The following is a 22,029-nucleotide window of genomic DNA, read 5'->3' as shown; positions in this document are numbered from 1 at the left end:
TACTAGCATAGTAGACTCAGATATATTGTGAAATGAGGAAAAATATGTAGCGAATGATGAAAGTAGCTGACATATGTGAATAACTGACTGCCAATCAAGGTCATAGTCAATATCTGCATGCAAAGGAAAAAGATATGAATCAAATCAAATGCCCCCATTGTGGAACAGTTTTTCAAGTAAATGAAACAGAATACAGCGAGTTGTTAAGTCAAGTTCGTACCGCTGAATTTGAAAGTGAGATCCATGCCCGCCTGACCCAGGAGTTAGCTCTAGTAGAAGCACGAGCAAAGAATGAACAGCAGAAAGCCCTAGAGGAGAAAAATCTGGAAGTGCAGGCTCTAAAGCATCAAGTAGAGCAGTTTGAAGCGCAGAAAGAGTTGGTAAAAAAGACAACAGAGCAAGATATGTCTGCTCTGTTAGCTGAAAAGGACAAGGAAGTACAAGCCTTGCAAAACCAATTAGAGCAAGCCCGTCTCGAACACCAAAATGAACTCCAACGTAGCCTCACTAGTCTCGAGAGAGAGCGAGATTCAGTCAAAAACCAGCTAGCTCTCCAAGAAAAAGAAAGTGAGCTGGCCCTGTCTTCTGTTCGCAGTGATTATGAAGTCCAGCTTAAAGCAGCCAATGAACAAGTTGAGTTTTATAAAAACTTTAAGGCTCAACAATCCACCAAGGCTATCGGGGAAAGTTTGGAAATTTATGCTGAAACTGAATTTAATAAGGTCCGTTCCTACGCTTTTCCTCGTGCTCGTTTTGGCAAGGACAACGAAGTTTCAGCATCGGGTTCTAAGGGAGACTTTATTTTCCGTGATTTCGATGATACAGGCTTGGAATTTATCTCCATCATGTTTGAGATGAAAAATGAAGCTGATACCACCAAGACCAAGCACAAAAATACAGATTTCTTGAAAGAACTGGATAAGGACCGTAAGGAGAAAAAGTGTGAATATGCGGTCTTGGTAACCATGCTCGAGGCGGACAATGACTATTACAATACAGGTATTGTCGATGTCAGCCACGAATATGAAAAAATGTATGTTATCCGCCCACAATTCTTTATCCAATTAATTGGTATTTTACGCAACGCAGCTCTCAACAGTTTGCAATATAAGCAGGAACTAGCCTTGGTTCGAGAGCAAAATATTGACATTACCCATTTTGAGGAAGACTTGCAAATTTTTAAAAATGCCTTTGCCAAAAATTACCATTCAGCTTCGACAAACTTTAAAAAAGCCATTGATGAAATTGATAAGGCTATCAAGCGCATGGAAGAAGTCAAGCGATTCTTGACCACTAGTGAAAACCAACTCCGCCTAGCCAACAACAAACTTGACGATGTTTCTGTGAAAAAACTGACCCGCAATAACCCTACTATGAAAGCCAAGTTTGAGGAGTTGAAGGAAAGTAAGGAAAACTGATGACCGTAGAAAGCAGTATAGAAGAAAAGATTACTATTCGCCCTTTCCAAGTTAAAGATTGCCAAGCTCTTTCCTCAACTCAAATAGTAATAAACTACGTCATGCTCAATCAAATATAGCATAAGGGAGTCTCGTATGAAAAAAAGGATAGCAGGAATTCTCTTTAGTCTGATTGCTCTTTCCAGTCTGTTTATCTTTTTGCTGTTTCTTAAGACACCTGGAAATAAGCAAGTTGATTTTGGCTTGGACGACCAACTATATGGCATTACCATCGATGATTCGTGGTATGACAGTGTGGAGCTGGATGATATTGTCGCAGCAATTGAGGATATGCCAGTTAAGCCGATTGTTAGAATTGTCATGTCAAACGATACGGAGGCAAAAGACTATGTTGACTTATTCAAAAGGCTTCATCAGGTAGCCTATATTATGGCCTGTCCTGTCGATTCATACGATATGAATCAATATGACAGTGTCATCTCCTATCAAAAGCGGTTTGAGGATTCGTTTTCTCATCTATCAGACTACACAGACATATGGGAAATCGGAAATGAAGTCAATGGACTGGAATGGATTCAACAAGAGAATTCGTTAATTACCAGTAAATTAAAAGCAGCCTACCAAACTATAGTAGCTGCAGGTGGTCAAACTGCTCTGACTTTTTACTATGAAAAACCAAATAGTCAAAAAAGTATGTTTAACTGGATTGAAGAGAACATTCCCAATTCTATGCGACAAGGTCTTGATTATAGCTTTATCAGCTACTATGAAGACGATAATGATGGATTCCAACCACAATGGCAGTCAGTATTTGAGCAATTTCAGGTTCTCTTCCCATATTCAAGAGTTGGCATTGGTGAATGTGGCAAAACTGCCCTAAATGCGAGTGTGGAAAGCAAGATTGCCATGGTGGAGGAATATTATTCCATGCCCAAGTATACAGAAAATTATATTGGTGGCTATTTCTGGTGGTACTGGGTGCAAGATTGTCTTCCCCACCAAAGAAACCGTATCTATAAGGCAATCAATGAGCATATGAAATAGGCAAGACGACTGATTCTGGTTGTCTTTTTCTCTTGAAACCAGTATAATAACCCTATGCTAACAGGAATTATCAATTTGAAAAAAGAGGCTGGGATGACCAGCCATGATGCAGTGTTTCAGCTACGCAAGATTTTACAGGAAAAAAAGATTGGCCATGGTGGGACTCTGGATCCGGATGTGACGGGAGTATTGCCCATAGCGGTTGGCAAGGCTACTCGCATGATAGAGTACATGCAGGATGAAGGTAAAATCTACGAGGGAGAGATTACGTTAGGGTATTCAACAACGACCGAGGATGCTAGCGGTGAAGTAGTAGAGAAAACTCCAATTTCTGCTGATTTGACCTCTGAAATGGTGGATGAAGCGATGGCTAGCTTTATCGGTGACATCGTGCAGGTTCCGCCCATGTACTCAGCAGTCAAGGTAGATGGACGTAAACTCTATGAATATGCTCGAGCTGGCCAGAAAGTCGAGAGACCAAAACGTAGGATTCATATCTATTCCTTTGAGCGCACCAGTCCCTTGGAACGAGAAGGGGAGCTAGTTCGTTTTAGTTTTCGAGTGAGGTGTGGAAAAGGTACCTATGTCCGTACTCTTTCAGTGGATTTGGGTGTCAAGTTGGGTTACGCTAGCCACATGTCCCAACTAGAACGAACTGGTTCAGCCGGTATGACACTCATGGATGCCCTGACCTTGGCAGAGATTGTAGATTTGGTAAATAGGGATGACTTTTCTTTCCTTCGGCCGATTGAGCAAGGTATTGGAGACTTGCCAAAATATGAATTAACGAATGAACAAGTGAGAGAAGTTAGCTTTGGCAGACGAGTATTCTTAGATACCGATGTAGAGTTGCTAGCTGCATTTCATCAAGGCCAACTGGTGGCTATTATGGAAAAACGAGATAATCAATACAAACCTCGTAAAGTCATGCTGTAAGTGGACCTATGGTACGCTTTTTAAACTGTAATCTTGCTATAATAGCCTGAAAAAGATATAATGAATTGTTATGGAAATTGTACGAATAGATGATAAAAAAAAGATAGGCAAGACTCAGGATACTGTTTTGGTCTTGGGATATTTTGATGGTCTGCACTTAGGGCATAAGGCGCTGTTCGATCGAGCACGAGCAATTGCGGATGAGCGCGGTATCTCTGTGTCGGTGCTAACCTTCCCAGAAACACCGAAACTAGCATTCGTTCGCTATCACGCAGACTTGCTCTTGCAACTGACCAGTCCTGAAAAGCGTTTTGCCCTCATGGAGTCTTACGGTGTAGATCGGTTGTATCTGGCCGATTTTACTAGTTCTTTTGCTAAGCAATCTCCAGGGGAGTTTCTGGAAAATTATGTGTCGCCCCTACAAGCCAGTGTCGTGGTGACTGGTTTTGATTACCACTTTGGCAATAGCAGAGCAGATGTCAGCGTTTTGCAAGAACTTTTTGATGGTCAAGTAGAGGTGATTGACGAGGTTCAGCTGGATGGGGAGAAGATTTCCTCCAGTCGTATTCGGAAGGCTGTGAAAGAGGGCAATATTGCAGAGGCAAATCGTTTGTTAGGCTATAAGTTTACGACAGAAGGTATCGTCGTGCATGGAGATGCTAGAGGACGAACGATTGGTTACCCTACAGCCAACTTAGCTCCCTTTGAGCGAGTTCATCTGCCGGGTGAAGGAGTCTATGTAGCTGATGTGCTAATCGGTAGCAAACGTTACCGCTCTATGGCGAGTGTAGGCCGCAATGTGACTTTTGATGGTACGGAGATGCGGATTGAAGCCCATATTTTTGATTTTAACCAAGAAATTTATGGTGAAAAAATTACCATTATCTGGTTGGAAAAAATCCGAGATATGATTAAGTTTGACGGAATCGAATCACTCATGCTACAAATGCAGAGAGATGAAGAGGTTTCCCTGACTTGGGGGGAATAGTGAAATAGTTTGACCGGCCTCTGGCTGGTCTTTTTTCCTAGAAAAAATTATGCTATACTAATGAGAAATATTGTTGGGAGCGAGATATGGACTATCAAGAGAGTTTAGATTGGATTCACAGTAAACTAAAATTTGGGATAAAACCGGGTATTGAGCGAGTCAAGTGGTTACTCAATGAATTAGGTAATCCTCAGGAAAAAGTAAAAGGAGTCCATGTTATTGGCACAAATGGAAAGGGCTCTACAGTCAATTACTTACAACATATCTTTACGGCATCAGGCTATGAAGTAGGAACCTTTACTTCTCCTTTTATTATGGATTTTCGTGAACGTATCAGTCTGAATGGTCAGATGATTTCCAAGGAAGAATTGACCGAGATGGTGAATCGTATCGAGCCTATTGTTGAGCGCCTTCCCAAGGAGACTTCTTGGGAAGCTGCAACTGAGTTTGAAATTATCACAGTTCTCATGTTTCTCTACTTTGGAGAAGTGCATCCAGTAGATATAGCTTTCATAGAGGCAGGTATGGGTGGTCTCCATGACTCAACAAATGTCTTTCAACCTTTAGTTATTGTCTGTCCTTCTATCGGTTTAGACCATCAGGCCTATCTAGGAGAAGATCATGCGGCTATTGCCCGCAATAAGACAGGTGTTATGAAAGCAGGAGTACCAGTAGTTTATGCTACTGAGCGTCAGGATGTTGTGGGGGTTTTTGAGGAAAGAGCAAACATGTTAGCTAGCAAGACCTACCTACTGGAACGTGACTTTTCTTACCAAGAAAGGGGAGAGAAGTTTGATTTTATATACCAAGACGAGCGGGTTGACTCTATTCAGCTAGCTATGCCTGGTCAACACCAAAAAGCCAATGCCAGTCTAGCTATCATGACTACACTTTTGCTCAAGGAGAACTATCCAAACATTAGCAAGACTAAGATTTTATCTGCCTTGTCCACCAGCCGATGGTTAGGTCGGACAGAGTTTATCAGACACAATCTCATGATTGACGGTGCCCATAACAATGAAAGTGTCCAGGTCTTGGTGGATTTGCTGAAGTCTTCTTATTCTGACAAGGATATCCACATTCTTTTTGCAGCCATCGAAGGCAAGCCTGTCACGGATATGTTGGAAATGTTAGAAGAGTTTGCCAGCCTGACGGTGACCAGCTTTGATTTTCCTAAAGCCCTCCCCTTAGAGGCTTATCCCAGTCAGTACATCCGAGTTCCTTCTTGGCAAGAATGGGTTACGCAGATGGAGCCAGATGAGCAGAGACTTTACATCGTGACAGGTTCTCTCTACTTTATCTCAAACATTCGCCAAGCCCTATTAGAAAAAGACAAATAACTCAATTTTAAGTCTTTTGTGAAAAAAAGTACAGATTTGTGCACCTTGTCTATCAATTTCAACTTGTCAACAGGTCTATCCTAGTGTATAATAGATTTGAGAAAATTCTAGAAAGGGATGCTTATGATTACGTTATTTTTATCACCGAGCTGTACAAGTTGTCGCAAAGCGCGCGCTTGGTTAACAAATCATCAAGTACCTTTTACAGAGCACAACATTATGACCAGTCCCCTAACGGCGGATGAGTTAAAAAGTATTTTAGCCCTGACTGAAAATGGAACAGATGATTTGATTTCTACACGTTCAAAGGTTTTTCAAAAGCTCAATGTTGATGTGGATGAACTCTCTGTTTCTCAGTTGATTGATCTCATTGAGACTTATCCAAGTTTGCTTCGTCGTCCTATTATCTTGGATGATAAACGGATGCAGATTGGTTTTAACGAAGATGAAATTCGAGCATTTTTGCCACGAAATTATCGAAAACAGGAGCTGAAGAACGCAACGTTGAGGGCAGAGATAGGATAGATTAGATATGAACAAACAATATTCATATCCACTTGATTTTTCGTGGAGCACAGAGGAGATTTCCTCCGTGCTTTCTTTTTTAAATCAGGTGGAAAAAGCTTATGAGGGCGGTGTGAGTGCAGAAGCCCTTTTGGACCGTTATCAGCGATTTAAGTCCGTTGTAAAAAGTAAGTCACAAGAGAAGCAAATCGACCGTGATTTTGAAGCAGTGTCAGGTTATTCGACCTATCGGGCAGTGAAAGCTGCCCAAGAAAAGCAACAGGGGGTCATAAAGCTTGGACACTAAGTACACTTTTGCTAAAAAAATTGTAGTGGAAGCTGGTGAGTTTTTACGTCAGCATCTTTATGATAGTCTAGATATTCAGGTCAAGTCCCATTTTACAGATCTGGTCACCCAATTGGATCAGCAAGTAGAAGAAGACTTGAGTTGTAAAATTTTAACCCGTTACCCCGAAGATAAGATTTTAGGAGAGGAAGGTCATTCTCAGCCTTCTGTTTCAGAGGGAAATGTGTGGATTATTGACCCTATAGATGGAACAACCAACTTCATTGTTCAACAGGAAGATTTTGCAGTCTTATTGGCCTATTTTGAAAATGGTGTTGGAAAATTTGCCATCATCTACGATGTCATGAAGGATGAGATGATTCATGGAGGCTCACACTATCCGGTCTATCTCAATGATCAGCCGCTTGTGGCTTTTCAAGACAAGGAGCTAAAGGAAAGTTTGATTGGTCTCAATACAGGCCTTTATGCCCAAAATGTTGATGGGCTAGCCAATTTAGCCAACCATACTTTAGGAACCCGTTCCTTTGGTAGTGCGGGTATTGGTTTTGCGCGTGTGCTAAAGGGGCAGCTCTTGGCACAAGCATCTTATCTCTACCCTTGGGATTATGGAGCAGCCGCTATTTTAGGCGAATCGCTAGGCTATCATCTCATCACGACTGATGGTGGGCAACCTATATTTCAGGGGCGTGAGATGGTCATTTTGCTCCCTAAAGCTAAGGAAAAGGAAATTATAACCTTATTAGAATGATGATATTAAAAAAAGATTTTATAGAAAAATATACGGATTTGCTGGCTGCGGAAGCACCGGCATTTTTTGAGACATTTGAAAAAGAACCTGTTACTGCCTTTCGGACCAATCCACTCAAAGAAAGACAACAGGAATTCCCTGACAAGATACCCAATATGTCCTGGTCTTACTATGGAAAAATATCTGGTAAATCTCCTGAGCATGTCAGTGGACTAATATACTCTCAAGAGCCTGCAGCACAGCTGGTTGGTCACATAGCTAGTCCCCAAAAGGGTATGAAAGTTCTAGATTTGGCAGCGGCACCAGGTGGTAAATCGACTCATCTTCTGTCTTATCTAGACAATACGGGTCTCCTTGTCAGTAATGAAATATCCAGTAAGCGAGCAAAGATATTGGTTGAAAATATTGAGCGTTTTGGAGCTCGAAATGTAGTTGTAACAAACGAATCAGCAGAACGTCTAGCCAGTGTATTTTCAGCTTACTTTGATATGATTGTTTTGGATGCCCCTTGCTCAGGTGAAGGTATGTTCCGCAAAGACCCAGCAGCTATGGATTATTGGCATGCGGACTATCCAGCCCAATGCGCTCAATTGCAAAAAGAGATTTTAGCTTCTGCCATGAAGATGTTGGCGCCAGATGGGCAGTTGATTTATTCAACCTGTACTTGGTCACCCGAAGAAAACGAAGAAATAGTGTCTTGGCTCCTTGAACAGTATGACCTTGAATTGATTCCGATTGATAAAATCAATGGTATGGTAGACGGGATTGGCTATCCTGAAACCGCTCGGATGTATCCCCACTATTTCAAGGGAGAAGGCCAGTTTGTAGCTAAGTTTCGCAATCTTGCTGCACCATCCGTAAAGAAAATCAGACAGGGGAAATCAAACCTTAATAGGGAACAGGTCCAACTCTGGCAAAACTTCTGTAAGGACAACCTAAGAACCAACTTGGAGGGGGTCTTACAGGTCTTTGGAGAACAACTCTATCTTTTGCCACAAGGTTTACCAGATTTATCCAAGCTGAAAATCGCACGTAATGGTCTTCACTTAGGTACATTCAAAAAAAAGCGCTTTGAGCCAAGCTTTGCTCTAGGACTCGCTCTCATCAGTAAAGAAGTTGTGCATCGAGTCGAGATTTCTGAGGCAGATTTTGTCCAGTATGTTGCAGGAAATACAGTATCCGTCCCTAAAGAGTTGCCGAATGGCTGGTACCAAATTACCATTAAAGAAAATGGTTTAGGCTTTGCAAAAGTTGTGTCAGGCGTCCTGAAAAATAACTTTCCAAAAGGCCTTCGCTTCCGGTCATAATGGTGGATGAAAATAGTTTGCAAGTTACTACTGTATATGTTATATTTGAATTGTTAATTTTTATAAAAAACTAAATATTTTTTAGGAAAATTAGCATGTTAAAATGAAAAGGATTAAAAATATGAAGAAAAAGCATAAGCTTGGAATGGCAGCTCTATTTCTAGCGGCAAGCCTTTCATTATCAGCTTGTTCCTCTTGGATTATTCGTGGAGAATCCATTACTGCAGTTGGGTCTACTGCACTGCAGCCACTGGTAGAAGCAGCAGCGGATGAGTTTGGGAGTGTCAATGTCGGAAAAACTGTTAATGTACAAGGAGGAGGTTCTGGTACAGGACTTTCTCAAGTTCAATCAGGAGCTGTTCAAATTGGTAACAGTGATGTTTTTGCCGAGGAAAAGGAAGGAATTGACGCATCTATTCTCGTTGACCATCAAGTAGCGGTTGCTGGTCTAGCAGTCATTGTCAATAAAAAGGTTACAGTGGATGATTTGACAACAGAAGAACTACGTAAAATCTTTACTGGTGAAATCACAAACTGGAAAGAATTGGGTGGTAAAGATCTGGAAATCTCTATCATCAACCGAGCTGCTAGTTCTGGTTCTCGCGCCACCTTTGACAGTGTGATTATGGATGGTCACGAAGCAACACAAAGCCAAGAGCAGGATTCAAACGGAATGGTAAAATCTATCGTAGCTCAGACTCCAGGCGCTATTTCCTATCTCGCTTTTGCCTATGTTGATGACTCTATCAAATCAATCAAACTTAATGGCTTTGAACCAACAGCCAAAAATGTTGCCACCAATGACTGGCCAATATGGGCATACGAACACATGTATACAAAGGGTGAGCCAACAGATTTAACCAAGGAATTTTTGGACTACATGTATTCAGATGAGGTTCAAAATGGTATTGTCCAGACCATGGGGTATATCTCTATCCGTGATATGAAGGTGATCAAGGATGCCGAAGGCATGGTAACACCAAAAGAGGAGTAAGTATGAAAAACGAAGATTTAGCCAAAAAATTAGTTTCTCCTTCTAAAAATTCTCGCTTGGAGAAATTTGGAAGGATAATCACTTTTCTTTGCTTGGCCCTGATTGTCTTTATTGTAGCCATGATTTTGCTCTTTGTAGCTCAGCGTGGTCTATCTACTTTCTTTGTAGACGGTGTCAGCATCAAAGATTTCTTGTTCAACACTAAGTGGGAACCAAATTCCAAGTCATTCGGTGCTTTACCGATGATTGCAGGCTCCTTTATTGTTACGATTTTATCAGCCTTGATTGCAACACCAGTTGCGATTGGTGCAGCAGTCTTCATGACAGAAATTTCACCACGTTATGGAGCTAAAATTTTACAGCCTGTTATCGAATTATTGACGGGTATCCCATCTGTTGTTTATGGATTTATTGGTCTTCAAGTAGTAGTACCTTTTGTTCGCTCTATTTTTGGTGGTACAGGTTTTGGTATCTTATCGGGTGTATTTGTTCTGTTTGTCATGATTCTACCGACAGTGACCTTTATGACAGTGGATAGTTTACGAGCCGTTCCACGCCATTACCGTGAAGCTAGTTTGGCAATGGGTGCGACTCGTTGGCAAACGATTTGGCGCGTCATTCTTAATGCTGCCAAGTCAGGTATCTTCACTGCTGTTATCTTTGGGATGGCCCGTGCCTTTGGTGAGGCCCTTGCGATTCAGATGGTAGTCGGAAACTCAGCTGTCATTCCTCAATCATTGACAACACCGGCAGCTACTTTAACATCTGTTCTTACCATGGGGATTGGTAATACGGTTATGGGAACAGTACAAAACAACGTATTATGGTCTTTGGCACTGGTCTTATTGATTATGAGTTTAGGTTTCAACATGTTGGTCAAATTTATTACGAGAGAGAGAAAGAGAAACTATGCACGCTAAAAAATTTGATAAACTGGCAACTGGTGTTTTGTACACGATTGCAGGGGTTATCGTCACTATCTTGGCTTCTTTAATCCTCTATATCTTGGTACGTGGTTTGCCACATATTTCTTGGAGTTTCTTAACTGGAAAATCTTCTTCGTATCAGGCTGGTGGTGGTATTGGAATTCAATTGTATAATTCCTTCTTCCTTCTCGTCATTACCTTGATTATTTCTATCCCTTTATCAACGGGAGCTGGAATTTACTTGGCAGAGTATGCCAAGAAGGGACGCTTAACTGATTTCATTCGGACCTGTATCGAGATTTTGTCCTCCTTACCATCTGTTGTCGTTGGTTTGTTTGGTTACTTGATTTTCGTAGTTCAGTTTGAATATGGATTTTCTATTCTTTCTGGTGCCTTAGCTCTGACCGTTTTTAACTTACCGCAGATGACTCGTAACGTAGAAGATAGTTTACGCCATGTGCATCACACTCAACGCGAAGCAGGACTTGCTCTAGGTATTTCACGCTGGGAAACAGTCCTACACGTTGTTATCCCTGAAGCACTACCTGGTATCGTAACGGGTATTGTCTTAGCTTCTGGGCGTATTTTTGGTGAGGCGGCGGCCTTGATTTATACCGCTGGTCAGTCAGCACCAGCTCTTGATTGGTCAAACTGGAATCCTTTCAGTGTCACCAGTCCCATCTCTATCTTCCGTCAGTCAGAAACTCTAGCTGTGCATATTTGGAAAGTGAACAGCGAAGGAACTATTCCAGATGGAACTCTTGTCTCTGCAGGAAGTGCAGCTGTATTGCTTATCTTTATTTTGATGTTCAACCTTGCAGCTCGCCGTATCGGTAAGTTCTTACATAAGAAATTAACATCTGCTTAATAATCATAGCGCTAGTTTTTGAAGAAAAAACCAATCATAAACAACTAATTAATAGGAGAATACATGGCTGAATACAATTGGAATGAACGCCATATCATCACCTTTCCGAAAGAGATTGTAGCACTTGAGACCAAAGATCTCCATGTCTACTATGGTCAAAAAGAGGCAATCAAAGGTATTGATATGCAGTTTGAAAAAAATAAAATCACAGCCCTTATCGGTCCTTCAGGATGCGGGAAGTCAACGTTTTTACGTAGTCTAAACCGAATGAATGATACAATTGACATAGCAAAAGTTACTGGAGAAATTCTCTATGAAGGGATTGATGTCAATGCCCCTAACATCAATGTCTATGAGATGCGTAAGCACATTGGCATGGTTTTCCAGCGTCCAAATCCGTTTGCTAAATCCATTTATAACAATATTACATTTGCCTATGAGCGTGCTGGTGTTAAGGATAAGAAAGTCTTAGATGAGATTGTTGAAACCTCACTCAAGCAAGCAGCCCTTTGGGAGCAAGTTAAGGATGATCTGCATAAGTCAGCCTTCACTTTATCAGGTGGTCAACAGCAGCGTCTATGTATTGCACGTGCTATCTCTGTAAAACCAGATATCTTGCTCATGGATGAGCCAGCTTCTGCTTTGGACCCAATTGCCACCATGCAGTTGGAAGAAACCATGTTTGAGCTGAAGAAAAATTATACCATTGTCATCGTCACACACAATATGCAGCAAGCAGCCCGTGCGAGTGACTATACAGGCTTCTTTTATCTGGGTGACTTGATTGAGTATGATAAGACAGCCAACATCTTCCAGAATGCGAAATGTCAATCGACTAGTGATTATGTATCTGGACGATTTGGATAGGAGGAAGCCATGACAGAACCAATTGTACAAGTGAAAGACTTGTCTGTTTATTACAATAAAAAGAAAGCCTTGAACAATGTGTCGATAGATTTCTACCCTAATGAAATCACAGCCCTCATCGGACCATCAGGATCTGGCAAATCCACTCTCTTGCGTTCCATCAATCGTATGGGAGATTTGAATCCTGAAGTAACCTTGACAGGCGCTATCACTTATAATGGACACAATATTTATAGTCCACGTACAGACACAGTTGATTTACGTAAAGAAATCGGTATGGTCTTTCAGCAACCAAATCCATTCCCTATGACCATTTATGAGAATGTTGTCTATGGACTCCGTATCAAGGGCATTAAAGACAAGCAGGTTTTGGATGAGGTTGTCGAAAAATCTTTAATCGGTGCATCTATTTGGGATGAGGTTAAGGATCGGCTTCATGATTCAGCCTTGGGGCTATCAGGTGGTCAGCAGCAGCGTGTTTGTGTGGCCCGTGTACTAGCAACCAGTCCTAAAATCATCCTTCTGGATGAACCTACTTCAGCCTTGGATCCTATTTCAGCAGGAAAAATTGAGGAAACTCTTTATAATCTGAAAGATATGTATACTATGGTCGTGGTCACTCGTTCTATGCAACAGGCATCACGGATTTCTGATCGAACTGGCTTCTTCTTAGCCGGTGATCTGATTGAATACAATACCACTAAGGAAATGTTTATGGGACCAGTGCACAAGGAAACAGAAGACTACATTACAGGTAAGTTTGGATAGGCTTTTTGCTTTTCCGACTAAGAAAAGAGGTTATTATGTTACGAACTCAATTTGAGGAAGAATTAGATAAATTGAACAACCAGTTCTATGCAATGGGAAATGAGGTGTTGGGACAAATCAACAAGACTGTCCGTGCCTTTATCACTCATGACCGTGAATTGGCCAAAGAAATCATTGAAGCAGATGCTAAGATCAATGAGTTTGAATTGAAATTAGAGCAAAAATCACTAGAAATTATTGCTTTGCAACAACCTGTTTCTGCGGATTTGCGCACTGTTATCACCGTTTTGAAAGCTACAAGCGATCTTGAGCGGATGGGTGACCATGCAGTTTCTATTGCAGAAGCAACCATTCGAATGAAGGGCGAGGTTCGTATCCTATCAGTCGAAGCAGAAATCAACAAGATGGGCCGTCAAGTGCGTCAACTGGTGGAGTCTGTATTGGAACTCTACTTGCACAAGGGAGATAGTGATCAGGCTTACGATATTGCTGCAAAAGATGAGTTGGTTAACCAATATTTCGAACAAATCCGTGAACTAGCAACGGAAGAAATCAAAAAGGATCCGGATTTAATTGTAACTGGTCGTGATTATTTCCAAGTTATTTCATCCTTAGAACGTATCGGCGACTACGCTAAAAATATTTGTGAATGGGTTGTGTATCTCAATACAGGAAAAATTACTGAATTGTAGAGCTAAACATACACTACATGAGAGGACGAAGATTTTCGGCCTCTTTTTTAGTATTGTTTAAGGAAGTTGACTTATACTAAGGAAAGTCAGAAAGAGCTGGAAACATTTTGAATGGCCTAGCAGCTGTCAGTAGACAGCACTAGTAGAAGATTATCTAGTATAGTCAACTAATATAATTTTATGAAAGAAAAATGTTTCATGATATAATAGAAAGTACTAGTCAGTAGAAGGAGTAGCCTATGATAAAGATTTTGCTCGTGGAAGATGATCTCAGTTTGTCCAATTCAGTCTTTGATTTCTTGGATGATTTTGCAGACGTCATGCAGGTTTTCGATGGGGATGAAGGATTATATGAAGCAGAGTCTGGTGTTTATGACTTGATTCTGCTAGATTTGATGTTGCCAGAGAAAGATGGTTTTCAAGTTTTGAAAGAATTGCGAGAAAAAGGCATAACGACTCCAGTCCTCATCATGACAGCTAAGGAAAGCCTGGATGATAAGGGGCATGGCTTTGAATTGGGAGCGGACGACTACCTGACCAAGCCATTCTATCTAGAAGAGCTTAAAATGCGTATTCAGGCTCTTTTGAAGCGCTCTGGGAAGTTTAATGAAAATGTCTTAACATATGGAGATGTGACGGTCAATTTAGCTACGAATACAACTTTAGCAGGTGAAGAAGAAGTGGAGTTGCTGGGAAAGGAGTTTGATTTGTTGGTCTATTTCTTGCAAAATCAGAATGTCATTCTACCTAAAACTCAGATTTTTGACCGTATTTGGGGATTCGATAGTGACACGACTGTCTCAGTAGTAGAAGTTTATGTATCAAAAATCAGAAAAAAATTGAAAGGAACGGCATTTGGTGAGAATCTTCAAACCCTTCGCAGTGTCGGCTATATCCTAAAAGATGCTTAGTAGATTGAAACGCCTATACGGAACAGAAAATTTCTCTTATTTCATCCGTTACTTTGCAGTTTTTACATTGATTTTTAGTTTAATGACAATGATTATTTTTCAGCTGATGCGATCAACCATGTACCAGCATTCAGATGAAAATTTTAAGGAGTTTCGTGAGGAACCGAGTCTCATTGTTAATTTCGCTCTAGCAAGAGGGATTTCTTCCAATGCAGAAGTGATTTTGGAACAGGAGGGAAAAACGGTTGATGCTGACCAATCGGGTCAAGCAGATGGCAATTTCAAACCCTTTAAGCCATCGAAGTTACGTTTGAATACTAATTATCATGTTATCCTCTACGATAAAAAAGGCAATATCATCAATAATCTCGACACTATGTCTGGCCTAGCCAGCATTAAACCAGAAATAAAAAAATTAAATGAAATCGTCGAATCAACTGTAACAACTGCCTTTGGTGATGATGAAACTTATCGGATGATGACGATAGATATGTCCAACGAAGAAAGTGTGAGAAGTATGGGGATAGATATCCAATATGCGACCATTCTCTTCAACACAACTCAAATCAGAGACTCATTGGTTCGTTATGAGTCAACTGTCTTCTTGGTCATGGTTAGTTTTTGGCTCATCTCTATCTTTGCTAGTTTCTATCTCGCTCAGATCAGTGTCAAGCCGCTCCTGATTAGTTTTCAGAAGCAGAAAGATTTTGTAGAAAATGCTAGCCACGAACTACGTACACCACTTGCTGTGCTACAAAACCGTTTAGAAAGTCTGTTTCGCAAACCAGAAGCTACCATCCTCGAATCTAGCGAAAAGATTGCATCTAGCCTAGAAGAAGTCCGTAATATGAGGCTGCTAACAACAAATCTCATGAACCTAGCTAGACGAGACGATGGGTTAAAATTAGAAATTGTACCTATTTCTCCAAGTTACTTTGATACGATTCTTGAAAATTATAAAATTATAGCCAAAGAAAATAACCGTCAACTTACTGCTCAAAATCGTATCCACCAAACAGTTTATACAGATAAAACATTATTAAAACAAGCGATGACTATCCTCTTTGATAATGCCATTAAATATACAGAAAATGGTGGTCATATTCAGATTGACTTGGTCCTTCGGGATAAACAACTCTTTTTTTCTGTTACAGATGACGGTCTTGGTATCAGTGATAGTGATAAGAAGAAAATTTTTGATAGGTTTTACCGAGTGGATAAGGCAAGGACAAGGCAAAAAGGTGGCTTTGGCTTGGGGCTTTCTCTTGCCAAGCAGATTTTAGATAGCCTAAATGGTAGTATATCTGTCAAGAATAACCAGCCTAAAGGTTCTATTTTTGAAATCCGTTTGCCTATTAAGACAAAATAATAAATAGCCAGAGTTACGAACTCTGGCTATTTTAGATGCCTCATAAAGTTATCTATCTCTTTTTGGGAATGTAGAACAATGATTTTTTTGGAATAAGTTTGACAAATTTGTTGGTACATTTTCTTGCGTTTTGGTTGGCGTGATGTGAAAAGGACGAACTTGACGAAGGGCCAATCTAGCTTTTCCTGACAACCAACTGGACCAGATGGTCGAATCGTCCCTCGAAAGCAAAAGTAGCGCTTGAGGATTCTCCCAAATGTTCTCCATCTAGGAAAGTCAAGGAAGATAATCTGATCAGCAGCTTCTAATCTTTCTCGAAAAAGAAAACGGCTAAATACCCCATCTATGATCCAATCTTGATTAGACTGTAAAAAGGCCTGTAGGCGATTAGTAAAGTCTATTTCAGTGCGTGGCTGCCAATTTTCCAGAAAAAATAGTTGGTCTAAATGGAGTTTTGGAATCTGATAGTAATCTGATAGTAGCTGTGTTAGTGTGGACTTTCCACTACCAGAATAACCAATAACCGAGATTTTCATAATATCTTTTCCCTTCTGTGAAAAGAAAAAACGACCGAAAAAGGTCGTTTAGTCATTAAGCAAGTTTAGCAGCAAGACGTGCCTTGTCGCGGCTCGCTTTGTTTTTGTGAATCAAGCCTTTTGTTTCTGCTTTATCGATAGCTGAGCTAGCAGCACGGTAAAGTTCTTCAGTAGGATTTGCTTCGAATGCTTTGATTGCAGTACGCATAGCTGATTTTTGAGCTGAGTTTTTTTCGTTTTGTTTTACGTTCAATTCAGCACGTTTAATAGCTGATTTAATGTTTGCCAATGGTTTCACCTCCACCTTTTCTATACTAACCATACCATTATATCTGAAAATCGATCGTTTGACAAGAGAAATTTATTTTTTTAGATAAATTTCATCAATTTCATGGTTGTGTCCCTTATGAAGGATAATATCTGCTCGACTCCGAGTTGGCTCAATGTATGTTTCTAAATTAGCTAGGTTGATATTTTTCCATGTATCTTGCGCAATGGCTAAGACCTGATTGAAAGGCATTTTAGTAAAACGGTGGTAGTAGTTGTTAGGATCCTTTTCAGCAAGTTTTAGTAAGGTTTGGAAGCGTTCCAGATACCAGGTCTCGATATTGGCGACATCAGCATCTACATAAATTGACAAATCGAAATAATCACTGACATAGAGAGTTTGGTTTTGCGGATTTTGAAACACATTGATTCCCTCGACAATTAAAAAGTCTACTGGCTGAATAGTCACTTTCTTATCTGGTATAATGTCGTAGACCTCATGAGAGTATACCGGAATTTCAAATTCTTCACCGTTTTTGATGGAATCTAGGAAATCCAACAAAAGTTCCATGTCATAGGATTCGGGAAAACCCTTTCGATCCAGTATATTTTTTTCTTCTAAAATTTTATTTGGGTACAGAAAACCATCCGTAGTCACCATTTCAACAGTAGCCCATTTGAAACGTCGTGATAAAAGGATTTGCAACAGCCGACTAGTTGTTGATTTGCCAACAGCCACACTGCCTGATATACCGATGATAAAGGGGCGCGTACGATTTTTTTCCTGTAGAAAGATACTTTTAAAGAAAGACAGGTCTTCACTAGATTTTTTGTAGATGGAAATAAAGTTAAGGAGAGGGAGATAGATATCTAGGACTTCCTTGAGGCTAATTTTATCGTTCAAACTCTTGATAGAATTGAGTTCTTCCTGGGTTAAGGGGACAGTAGTATCCCGATGCAATCTTTGCCAGGTTTGACGGTTAATTTTTTCAAAATTAATTAATTCTTGTTTCATAGCCCTATTCTAGCACGAATTTTTAGATTTGAGAAGAAATAACCAGTCATATTCATGCAGAAATAAAACTTTGAAGCGTATAATAAAAAGTGTTGAAAACGTTTTTTCATAGTGGTATAATAAGAACATGACAAATATGTACTATGAGAAAAATCCTACAGCAGACCATGATATTCATGAGCTGCATGTGCGATTATTGGATACTCCTATGGTCTTCCTCACGGATGCTGGGGTATTTAGCAAGAAGATGGTGGACTATGGCAGTCAGGCCTTGCTCAACACCTTAAACTTAGAATCAGGTAAAACATTATTGGATGTGGGCTGTGGATATGGCCCACTTGGTTTGACTTTGGGCAAAGTTTTTGGAGTTCAAGCTACTTTGATTGATATCAACAGTCGTGCCGTAGATTTAGCAAAAACCAATGCGGAAAAAAACTGGGTTGATGCCAAGGTTTTTCAGTCCAATATTTATGAAGATGTGGAAGGGAAATTTGATTATATCATATCCAATCCACCCATTCGTGCAGGAAAAGTTGTAGTACATGAGATAATAAAAGGCGCCTTTCATCATTTGGAGGACCGAGGTAGTCTAACCATTGTTATCCAAAAAAAGCAAGGGGCACCGAGTGCCAAGAGCAAGATGGAAGAAGTTTTTGGAAATTGTCAAATTCTTAAGAAAGACAAGGGTTACTATATCCTTGAAAGCGTGAAAGAATGAGAGCAGTTGACCTTATTCAAAAGAAAAGAGATGGGCTCGAATTAAGTAAGGCAGAAATTGAATGGCTCATCAATGGTTACGTAGCAGGAGATGTCCCAGATTACCAAATGTCAGCCTTTGCTATGGCTATCTATTTCCAAGGTATGACAACGAGGGAAATTTCTGATTTAACCATGGCTATGGTAGCAACTGGTGAGCAGATTGATTTGTCAGCAATTGCTGGTATAAAAGTTGACAAGCATTCAACTGGTGGTGTTGGAGACAAGGTAACTTTAATTCTAGCACCTCTAGTAGCGAGTTTCGATGTCCCAGTCGCCAAGATGAGCGGTCGAGGGCTAGGACATACAGGTGGTACGCTAGATAAGCTTGAATCAATCAAAGGATACCAAATCGAAATTGAGCAAGAGCAGTTTATCAAGCAGGTTCAAGATATTGGTGTTTCGGTCATCGGGCAATCTGACAAGCTAGTAAAGGCGGACAAACTTCTCTATGCCTTGCGTGATGTAACAGCTACAGTAGACACCATCCCGCTTATTGCTAGCTCGGTGATGTCCAAAAAGATTGCTGCAGGGGCTGATGCTATTCTCCTTGATGTAACCGTTGGGGAGGGAGCCTTTATGAAGAATATCGAGGATGCGAGACAGTTGGCTCAGACCATGGTGGAATTGGGTAAGGCAGTTGGCCGTAAGACTGTTGCAGTTTTGACCGATATGTCCCAACCAGTAGGCACTAGTATTGGAAACCGTCTGGAAATATTGGAAGCCCTGGATATTTTACAGGGGAAAGGCCGTGAAGATGTTACTCATTTTATCTGTGAGTTAGCACAAATCATGCTTGGTCTAGCCAATATTGAGAAAAGTATTGACGAAGTACGCCAGCATTTGGAAAATGGAGCTGCACTCCAGAAATTTGAAGAGATGGTTGCAGCCCAAGGTGGAGACCTTGACGATCTTTACCGTCCAGTGAACGTGGCATATCAAGTAGATATTTTGGCAGAGCAAGTAGGGACAATCTCTGCTCTACCAGCTTTAGAATTCGGTTTGTTTGCCATGAAATTGGGCGCAGGTAGAGCTGTCAAGACAGACCAATTAGATTACGAATCAGGAATTGTATTCGCTAAAAAAGTCGGACAAAGCATTAAGAAAAACGAAAAAATTGCAACCATTTTCAGCAATATCAAAATTTCGGATGAAATGCTTTCCGAATTTCAAAAAAATGTTAAAATAGAAGATGTTGTGGTAAAGACGAAAGAAATATTAGAAATCGTCTCATAACGTACGGAGAAAAAAATGGAATTAAACAAGTATATTGATCATACCCTTTTGAAGCCAGAAGCAACTGAAGAGCAGATTCTAACTTTGATTGAGCAGGCTAAAAAATATGATTTTGCAAGTGTCTGTGTCAATCCAACTTGGGTTTCTCTGGCTGCACATGAATTAAACGGAACAGATGTCAAAGTCTGTACAGTGATTGGCTTCCCCTTGGGAGCAACTACTTCAGCAGTCAAGTCATTTGAAACAAAAAATGCGATAGAAAATGGCGCTGATGAAATTGATATGGTTATTAATATTGGTCGCCTTAAAGATGGAGATGATGACTTTGTTGAAGCAGACATTCATGCTGTTGTCAAAGCTAGTGGTGATAAGCTAGTGAAGGTTATCATTGAAACATGTCTTTTGACAGATGAAGAAAAAGTACGTGCATGCAAGCTAGCTCAGCGTGCTGGTGCCGACTTTGTCAAGACTTCAACAGGCTTCTCTACAGGAGGTGCTACGGTAGCTGATATAGCACTTATGCGCCAAACAGTTGGTCCAGAAATGGGTGTCAAAGCCTCTGGAGGTGCTCGCTCCCTAGAAGATGCTCTTGCTTTTATTGAAGCAGGTGCGACACGTATTGGTGCCTCATCAGGTGTTGCTATCATGGAAGGACAAAAAGCAGATGGCGGATACTAAACTGATTGATTTAGCCATCGAAGCTAGTAAATTTGCCTATGTTCCTTATTCCCATTTTCCAATTGGTGCAGCCTTAGTAGCAGCAGATGGTCAAGTTTTCACAGGATGCAATATTGAAAATGCCTCCTATCCTCTAACAAACTGTGGGGAACGCACAGCCATTTTCAAAGCCATTTCAGAAGGCGTAACTGATTTCAAAGAGTTGGTTGTGTATGGGGAAACGCAAAAACCTATTTCGCCATGTGGTGCTTGTCGCCAAGTTATGGCAGAATTTTTTAAACAGGATTTACCAGTAACATTAGTTGCTAAAGATAAATCGACAGTCGTGATGACAGTCGGGGAATTACTTCCATATTCTTTTACAGATTTGAAATAATCTGTGAACAGTCCTCAGACTGTAAACTTTATATTACGCAACAGTAGTTGCAAAAAATTATTAGGAGGTTCAGAAATGAACAAGAAACTTGTCGGACTCGGTTTGGCTACAATCGCAGCATTGTCACTTGCTGCATGTGGAAGCCGTACTGCAAAAAAAGATGCAGGCTCTTCAGATAGCGCTGATTCAAGCTTGAAAGTAGCTATGGTTACAGACATCGGTGGTGTTGATGACCGCTCCTTTAACCAATCTGCTTGGGAAGGCCTTCAAGAATGGGGTAAAGAAGCAGGACTTTCAAAGGGTAAAGGCTTTGACTACTACCAATCAGCATCAGAATCAGATTATATTACCAATCTTGATTCAGCAGTAGCAGGTGGCTACAACCTTATCTTTGGTATTGGTTTTGCATTGGAATCTTCCATTGCTGAAGTAGCTCCAAACAACACTGATACTCACTATGTCATCATTGACAGTGTTGTTCCAGACCAAGACAACGTAGTGAGTGTTGGCTTTGCCGATCATGAAGCATCTTACCTTGCCGGAGTGGCAGCTGCTAAAACTACCAAAACTAAACAAGTTGGCTTTGTTGGCGGTATGAAAGGTGAAGTTATTGACCGCTTTGAAGCTGGATTTGTAGCTGGTGTTAAATCAGTTGATGATTCAATCAAAATTGACATCCAATATGCAGGTTCTTTTGGTGACTCAGCTAAAGGTCAAACAATTGCAGCAGCACAATATGCAGCAGGTGCAGATGTAATCTTCCACGCATCAGGTGGTACAGGTAACGGTGTCTTCGCAGCAGCAAAAGCTGAAAACGAAACTCGTAATGAAGCGGATAAAGTTTGGGTAATCGGTGTTGACCGTGACCAATCAGCAGAAGGTGCATACACTTCTAAAGATGGTAAAGAGTCTAACTTTGTATTAGCATCTACCTTGAAACAAGTTGGTGCAGCTGTAAAAGACATTTCAACTAAAGCTGCTGATGGCGAGTTCCCTGGAGGTGAAGTTGTTCGTTACTCACTTAAAGATAAAGGTGTAGAATTGGCTGAAACAAATCTTTCAGAAGATGCCGCTAAGGCAGTTGCTGATGCTAAACAAGCTATTCTAGACGGAAAAGTAGAAGTTCCAGAAAAACCATAAAAATACAATGAACCGAAAAGGCGACTAAATCGGTCGCT

The 22,029-nt window shown here is 40.7% G+C and carries 25 protein-coding genes; 22 read left to right on the top strand and 3 right to left on the bottom strand.

The genetic code is table 11. The features are described 5' to 3' along the window. The first annotated feature begins 134 nt into the window (after positions 1-134). The 17 genes from F602_RS0107985 (at position 135) to F602_RS0107900 (ending at position 15,987) form a co-directional block, all read left to right on the top strand. A complete protein-coding gene (locus tag F602_RS0107985; protein WP_018167450.1) occupies positions 135-1,418 on the top strand; it encodes a DUF2130 domain-containing protein in 1,284 nt (427 codons plus the stop codon). Positions 1,419-1,553: 135 nt separating this feature from the next. Further along, the gene (locus F602_RS0107975) at positions 1,554-2,462 is read left to right on the top strand and encodes a hypothetical protein (RefSeq protein WP_018167448.1); all 909 of its coding nucleotides are present in this window, start codon (positions 1,554-1,556) and stop codon (positions 2,460-2,462) included. 54 nt (positions 2,463-2,516) lie between these two features. Then, positions 2,517-3,398 carry a tRNA pseudouridine(55) synthase TruB gene (gene truB, locus F602_RS0107970; RefSeq protein WP_026183378.1) on the top strand — a complete coding sequence of 294 codons (882 nt, stop codon included), beginning with the start codon at positions 2,517-2,519 and terminating at the stop codon, positions 3,396-3,398. 70 nt (positions 3,399-3,468) lie between these two features. After that, the gene (locus F602_RS0107965; protein WP_018167446.1) at positions 3,469-4,386 is read left to right on the top strand and encodes a bifunctional riboflavin kinase/FAD synthetase; all 918 of its coding nucleotides are present in this window, start codon (positions 3,469-3,471) and stop codon (positions 4,384-4,386) included. A gap of 86 nt (positions 4,387-4,472) precedes the next feature. Next, positions 4,473-5,726: a bifunctional folylpolyglutamate synthase/dihydrofolate synthase gene (locus F602_RS0107960; protein ID WP_018167445.1), complete on the top strand. Its 1,254-nt coding sequence runs from the start codon at positions 4,473-4,475 to the stop codon at positions 5,724-5,726. A 123-nt stretch (positions 5,727-5,849) separates the two neighbouring features. Then, on the top strand, positions 5,850-6,251 hold the full coding sequence (spxA, locus tag F602_RS0107955; RefSeq protein ID WP_026183377.1) for a transcriptional regulator SpxA: 402 nt from the start codon (positions 5,850-5,852) through the stop codon (positions 6,249-6,251). Positions 6,252-6,258: 7 nt separating this feature from the next. Continuing rightward, positions 6,259-6,537 (top strand): UPF0223 family protein, encoded by a 279-nt coding sequence (locus F602_RS0107950; protein WP_026183376.1) that lies wholly within the window; start codon positions 6,259-6,261, stop codon positions 6,535-6,537. Continuing rightward, the gene (locus F602_RS0107945) at positions 6,527-7,285 is read left to right on the top strand and encodes an inositol monophosphatase family protein (protein WP_018167442.1); all 759 of its coding nucleotides are present in this window, start codon (positions 6,527-6,529) and stop codon (positions 7,283-7,285) included. Before F602_RS0107950 ends, F602_RS0107945 begins: the two co-directional genes overlap by 11 nt. Further along, a complete protein-coding gene (locus F602_RS0107940; RefSeq protein WP_026183375.1) occupies positions 7,285-8,592 on the top strand; it encodes an RsmF rRNA methyltransferase first C-terminal domain-containing protein in 1,308 nt (435 codons plus the stop codon). The genes F602_RS0107945 and F602_RS0107940 overlap by 1 nt, the downstream gene beginning before the upstream one ends. 103 nt (positions 8,593-8,695) lie before the next feature. Further along, positions 8,696-9,586, top strand: coding sequence for a phosphate ABC transporter substrate-binding protein PstS family protein (locus tag F602_RS0107935; RefSeq protein WP_018167440.1), 891 nt, complete (start codon positions 8,696-8,698; stop codon positions 9,584-9,586). A gap of 2 nt (positions 9,587-9,588) precedes the next feature. Next, positions 9,589-10,506 (top strand): phosphate ABC transporter permease subunit PstC, encoded by a 918-nt coding sequence (gene pstC, locus F602_RS0107930; RefSeq protein WP_018167439.1) that lies wholly within the window; start codon positions 9,589-9,591, stop codon positions 10,504-10,506. After that, positions 10,496-11,380, top strand: a complete 885-nt coding sequence (gene pstA, locus F602_RS0107925) for a phosphate ABC transporter permease PstA (protein WP_018167438.1) — start codon at positions 10,496-10,498, stop codon at positions 11,378-11,380. The genes pstC and pstA overlap by 11 nt, the downstream gene beginning before the upstream one ends. 63 nt (positions 11,381-11,443) lie before the next feature. Beyond that, positions 11,444-12,247: a phosphate ABC transporter ATP-binding protein PstB gene (gene pstB / locus F602_RS0107920; RefSeq protein WP_018167437.1), complete on the top strand. Its 804-nt coding sequence runs from the start codon at positions 11,444-11,446 to the stop codon at positions 12,245-12,247. Between the two features lie 9 nt (positions 12,248-12,256). Then, complete coding sequence (pstB, locus tag F602_RS0107915; RefSeq protein WP_018167436.1) at positions 12,257-13,015, top strand: phosphate ABC transporter ATP-binding protein PstB; 759 nt, start codon at positions 12,257-12,259, stop codon at positions 13,013-13,015. Between the two features lie 35 nt (positions 13,016-13,050). Then, entirely contained in the window at positions 13,051-13,707 is a 657-nt protein-coding gene (gene phoU, locus F602_RS0107910; protein ID WP_018167435.1) for a phosphate signaling complex protein PhoU, read from the top strand. A gap of 239 nt (positions 13,708-13,946) precedes the next feature. Next, positions 13,947-14,618, top strand: coding sequence for a response regulator transcription factor (locus tag F602_RS0107905; protein ID WP_018167434.1), 672 nt, complete (start codon positions 13,947-13,949; stop codon positions 14,616-14,618). Continuing rightward, positions 14,611-15,987, top strand: a complete 1,377-nt coding sequence (locus F602_RS0107900) for a sensor histidine kinase (RefSeq protein ID WP_026183373.1) — start codon at positions 14,611-14,613, stop codon at positions 15,985-15,987. Before F602_RS0107905 ends, F602_RS0107900 begins: the two co-directional genes overlap by 8 nt. Positions 15,988-16,013: 26 nt before the next feature. Here F602_RS0107900 and F602_RS0107895 read toward each other — a convergent pair whose 3' ends face one another. The 3 genes from F602_RS0107895 to coaA are packed head-to-tail and all read right to left on the bottom strand — an operon-like array spanning position 16,014 to position 17,805. Then, positions 16,014-16,523, bottom strand: coding sequence for a P-loop NTPase family protein (locus F602_RS0107895; RefSeq protein WP_018167432.1), 510 nt, complete (start codon positions 16,521-16,523; stop codon positions 16,014-16,016). 55 nt (positions 16,524-16,578) lie between these two features. Beyond that, positions 16,579-16,827 carry a 30S ribosomal protein S20 gene (gene rpsT / locus F602_RS0107890; RefSeq protein WP_083915257.1) on the bottom strand — a complete coding sequence of 83 codons (249 nt, stop codon included), beginning with the start codon at positions 16,825-16,827 and terminating at the stop codon, positions 16,579-16,581. Between the two features lie 57 nt (positions 16,828-16,884). Then, on the bottom strand, positions 16,885-17,805 hold the full coding sequence (gene coaA / locus F602_RS0107885) for a type I pantothenate kinase (RefSeq protein WP_018167430.1): 921 nt from the start codon (positions 17,803-17,805) through the stop codon (positions 16,885-16,887). Positions 17,806-17,932: 127 nt separating this feature from the next. Here coaA and F602_RS0107880 point away from each other — a divergent pair, with 127 nt between their 5' ends. The 5 genes from F602_RS0107880 to F602_RS0107860 all read left to right on the top strand — a co-directional run bounded on the left by F602_RS0107880 (position 17,933) and on the right by F602_RS0107860 (position 21,991). Further along, positions 17,933-18,523 carry a class I SAM-dependent methyltransferase gene (locus tag F602_RS0107880; protein ID WP_040840087.1) on the top strand — a complete coding sequence of 197 codons (591 nt, stop codon included), beginning with the start codon at positions 17,933-17,935 and terminating at the stop codon, positions 18,521-18,523. Continuing rightward, the gene (locus F602_RS0107875; RefSeq protein ID WP_018167428.1) at positions 18,520-19,797 is read left to right on the top strand and encodes a pyrimidine-nucleoside phosphorylase; all 1,278 of its coding nucleotides are present in this window, start codon (positions 18,520-18,522) and stop codon (positions 19,795-19,797) included. Before F602_RS0107880 ends, F602_RS0107875 begins: the two co-directional genes overlap by 4 nt. A gap of 15 nt (positions 19,798-19,812) precedes the next feature. After that, positions 19,813-20,475 (top strand): deoxyribose-phosphate aldolase, encoded by a 663-nt coding sequence (gene deoC / locus F602_RS0107870; protein ID WP_018167427.1) that lies wholly within the window; start codon positions 19,813-19,815, stop codon positions 20,473-20,475. Further along, entirely contained in the window at positions 20,381-20,851 is a 471-nt protein-coding gene (locus F602_RS0107865; protein WP_245537568.1) for a cytidine deaminase, read from the top strand. Before deoC ends, F602_RS0107865 begins: the two co-directional genes overlap by 95 nt. A gap of 75 nt (positions 20,852-20,926) precedes the next feature. Beyond that, positions 20,927-21,991 (top strand): BMP family lipoprotein, encoded by a 1,065-nt coding sequence (locus F602_RS0107860; protein WP_018167425.1) that lies wholly within the window; start codon positions 20,927-20,929, stop codon positions 21,989-21,991. Positions 21,992-22,029: the final 38 nt, after the last annotated feature.

This window comes from Streptococcus minor DSM 17118 (assembly GCF_000377005.1).
Classification (GTDB): domain Bacteria; phylum Bacillota; class Bacilli; order Lactobacillales; family Streptococcaceae; genus Streptococcus; species Streptococcus minor.
The sequence above is the reverse complement of the archived record's forward strand: the minus strand, read 5'-3'. Positions and strand labels throughout refer to the sequence as shown.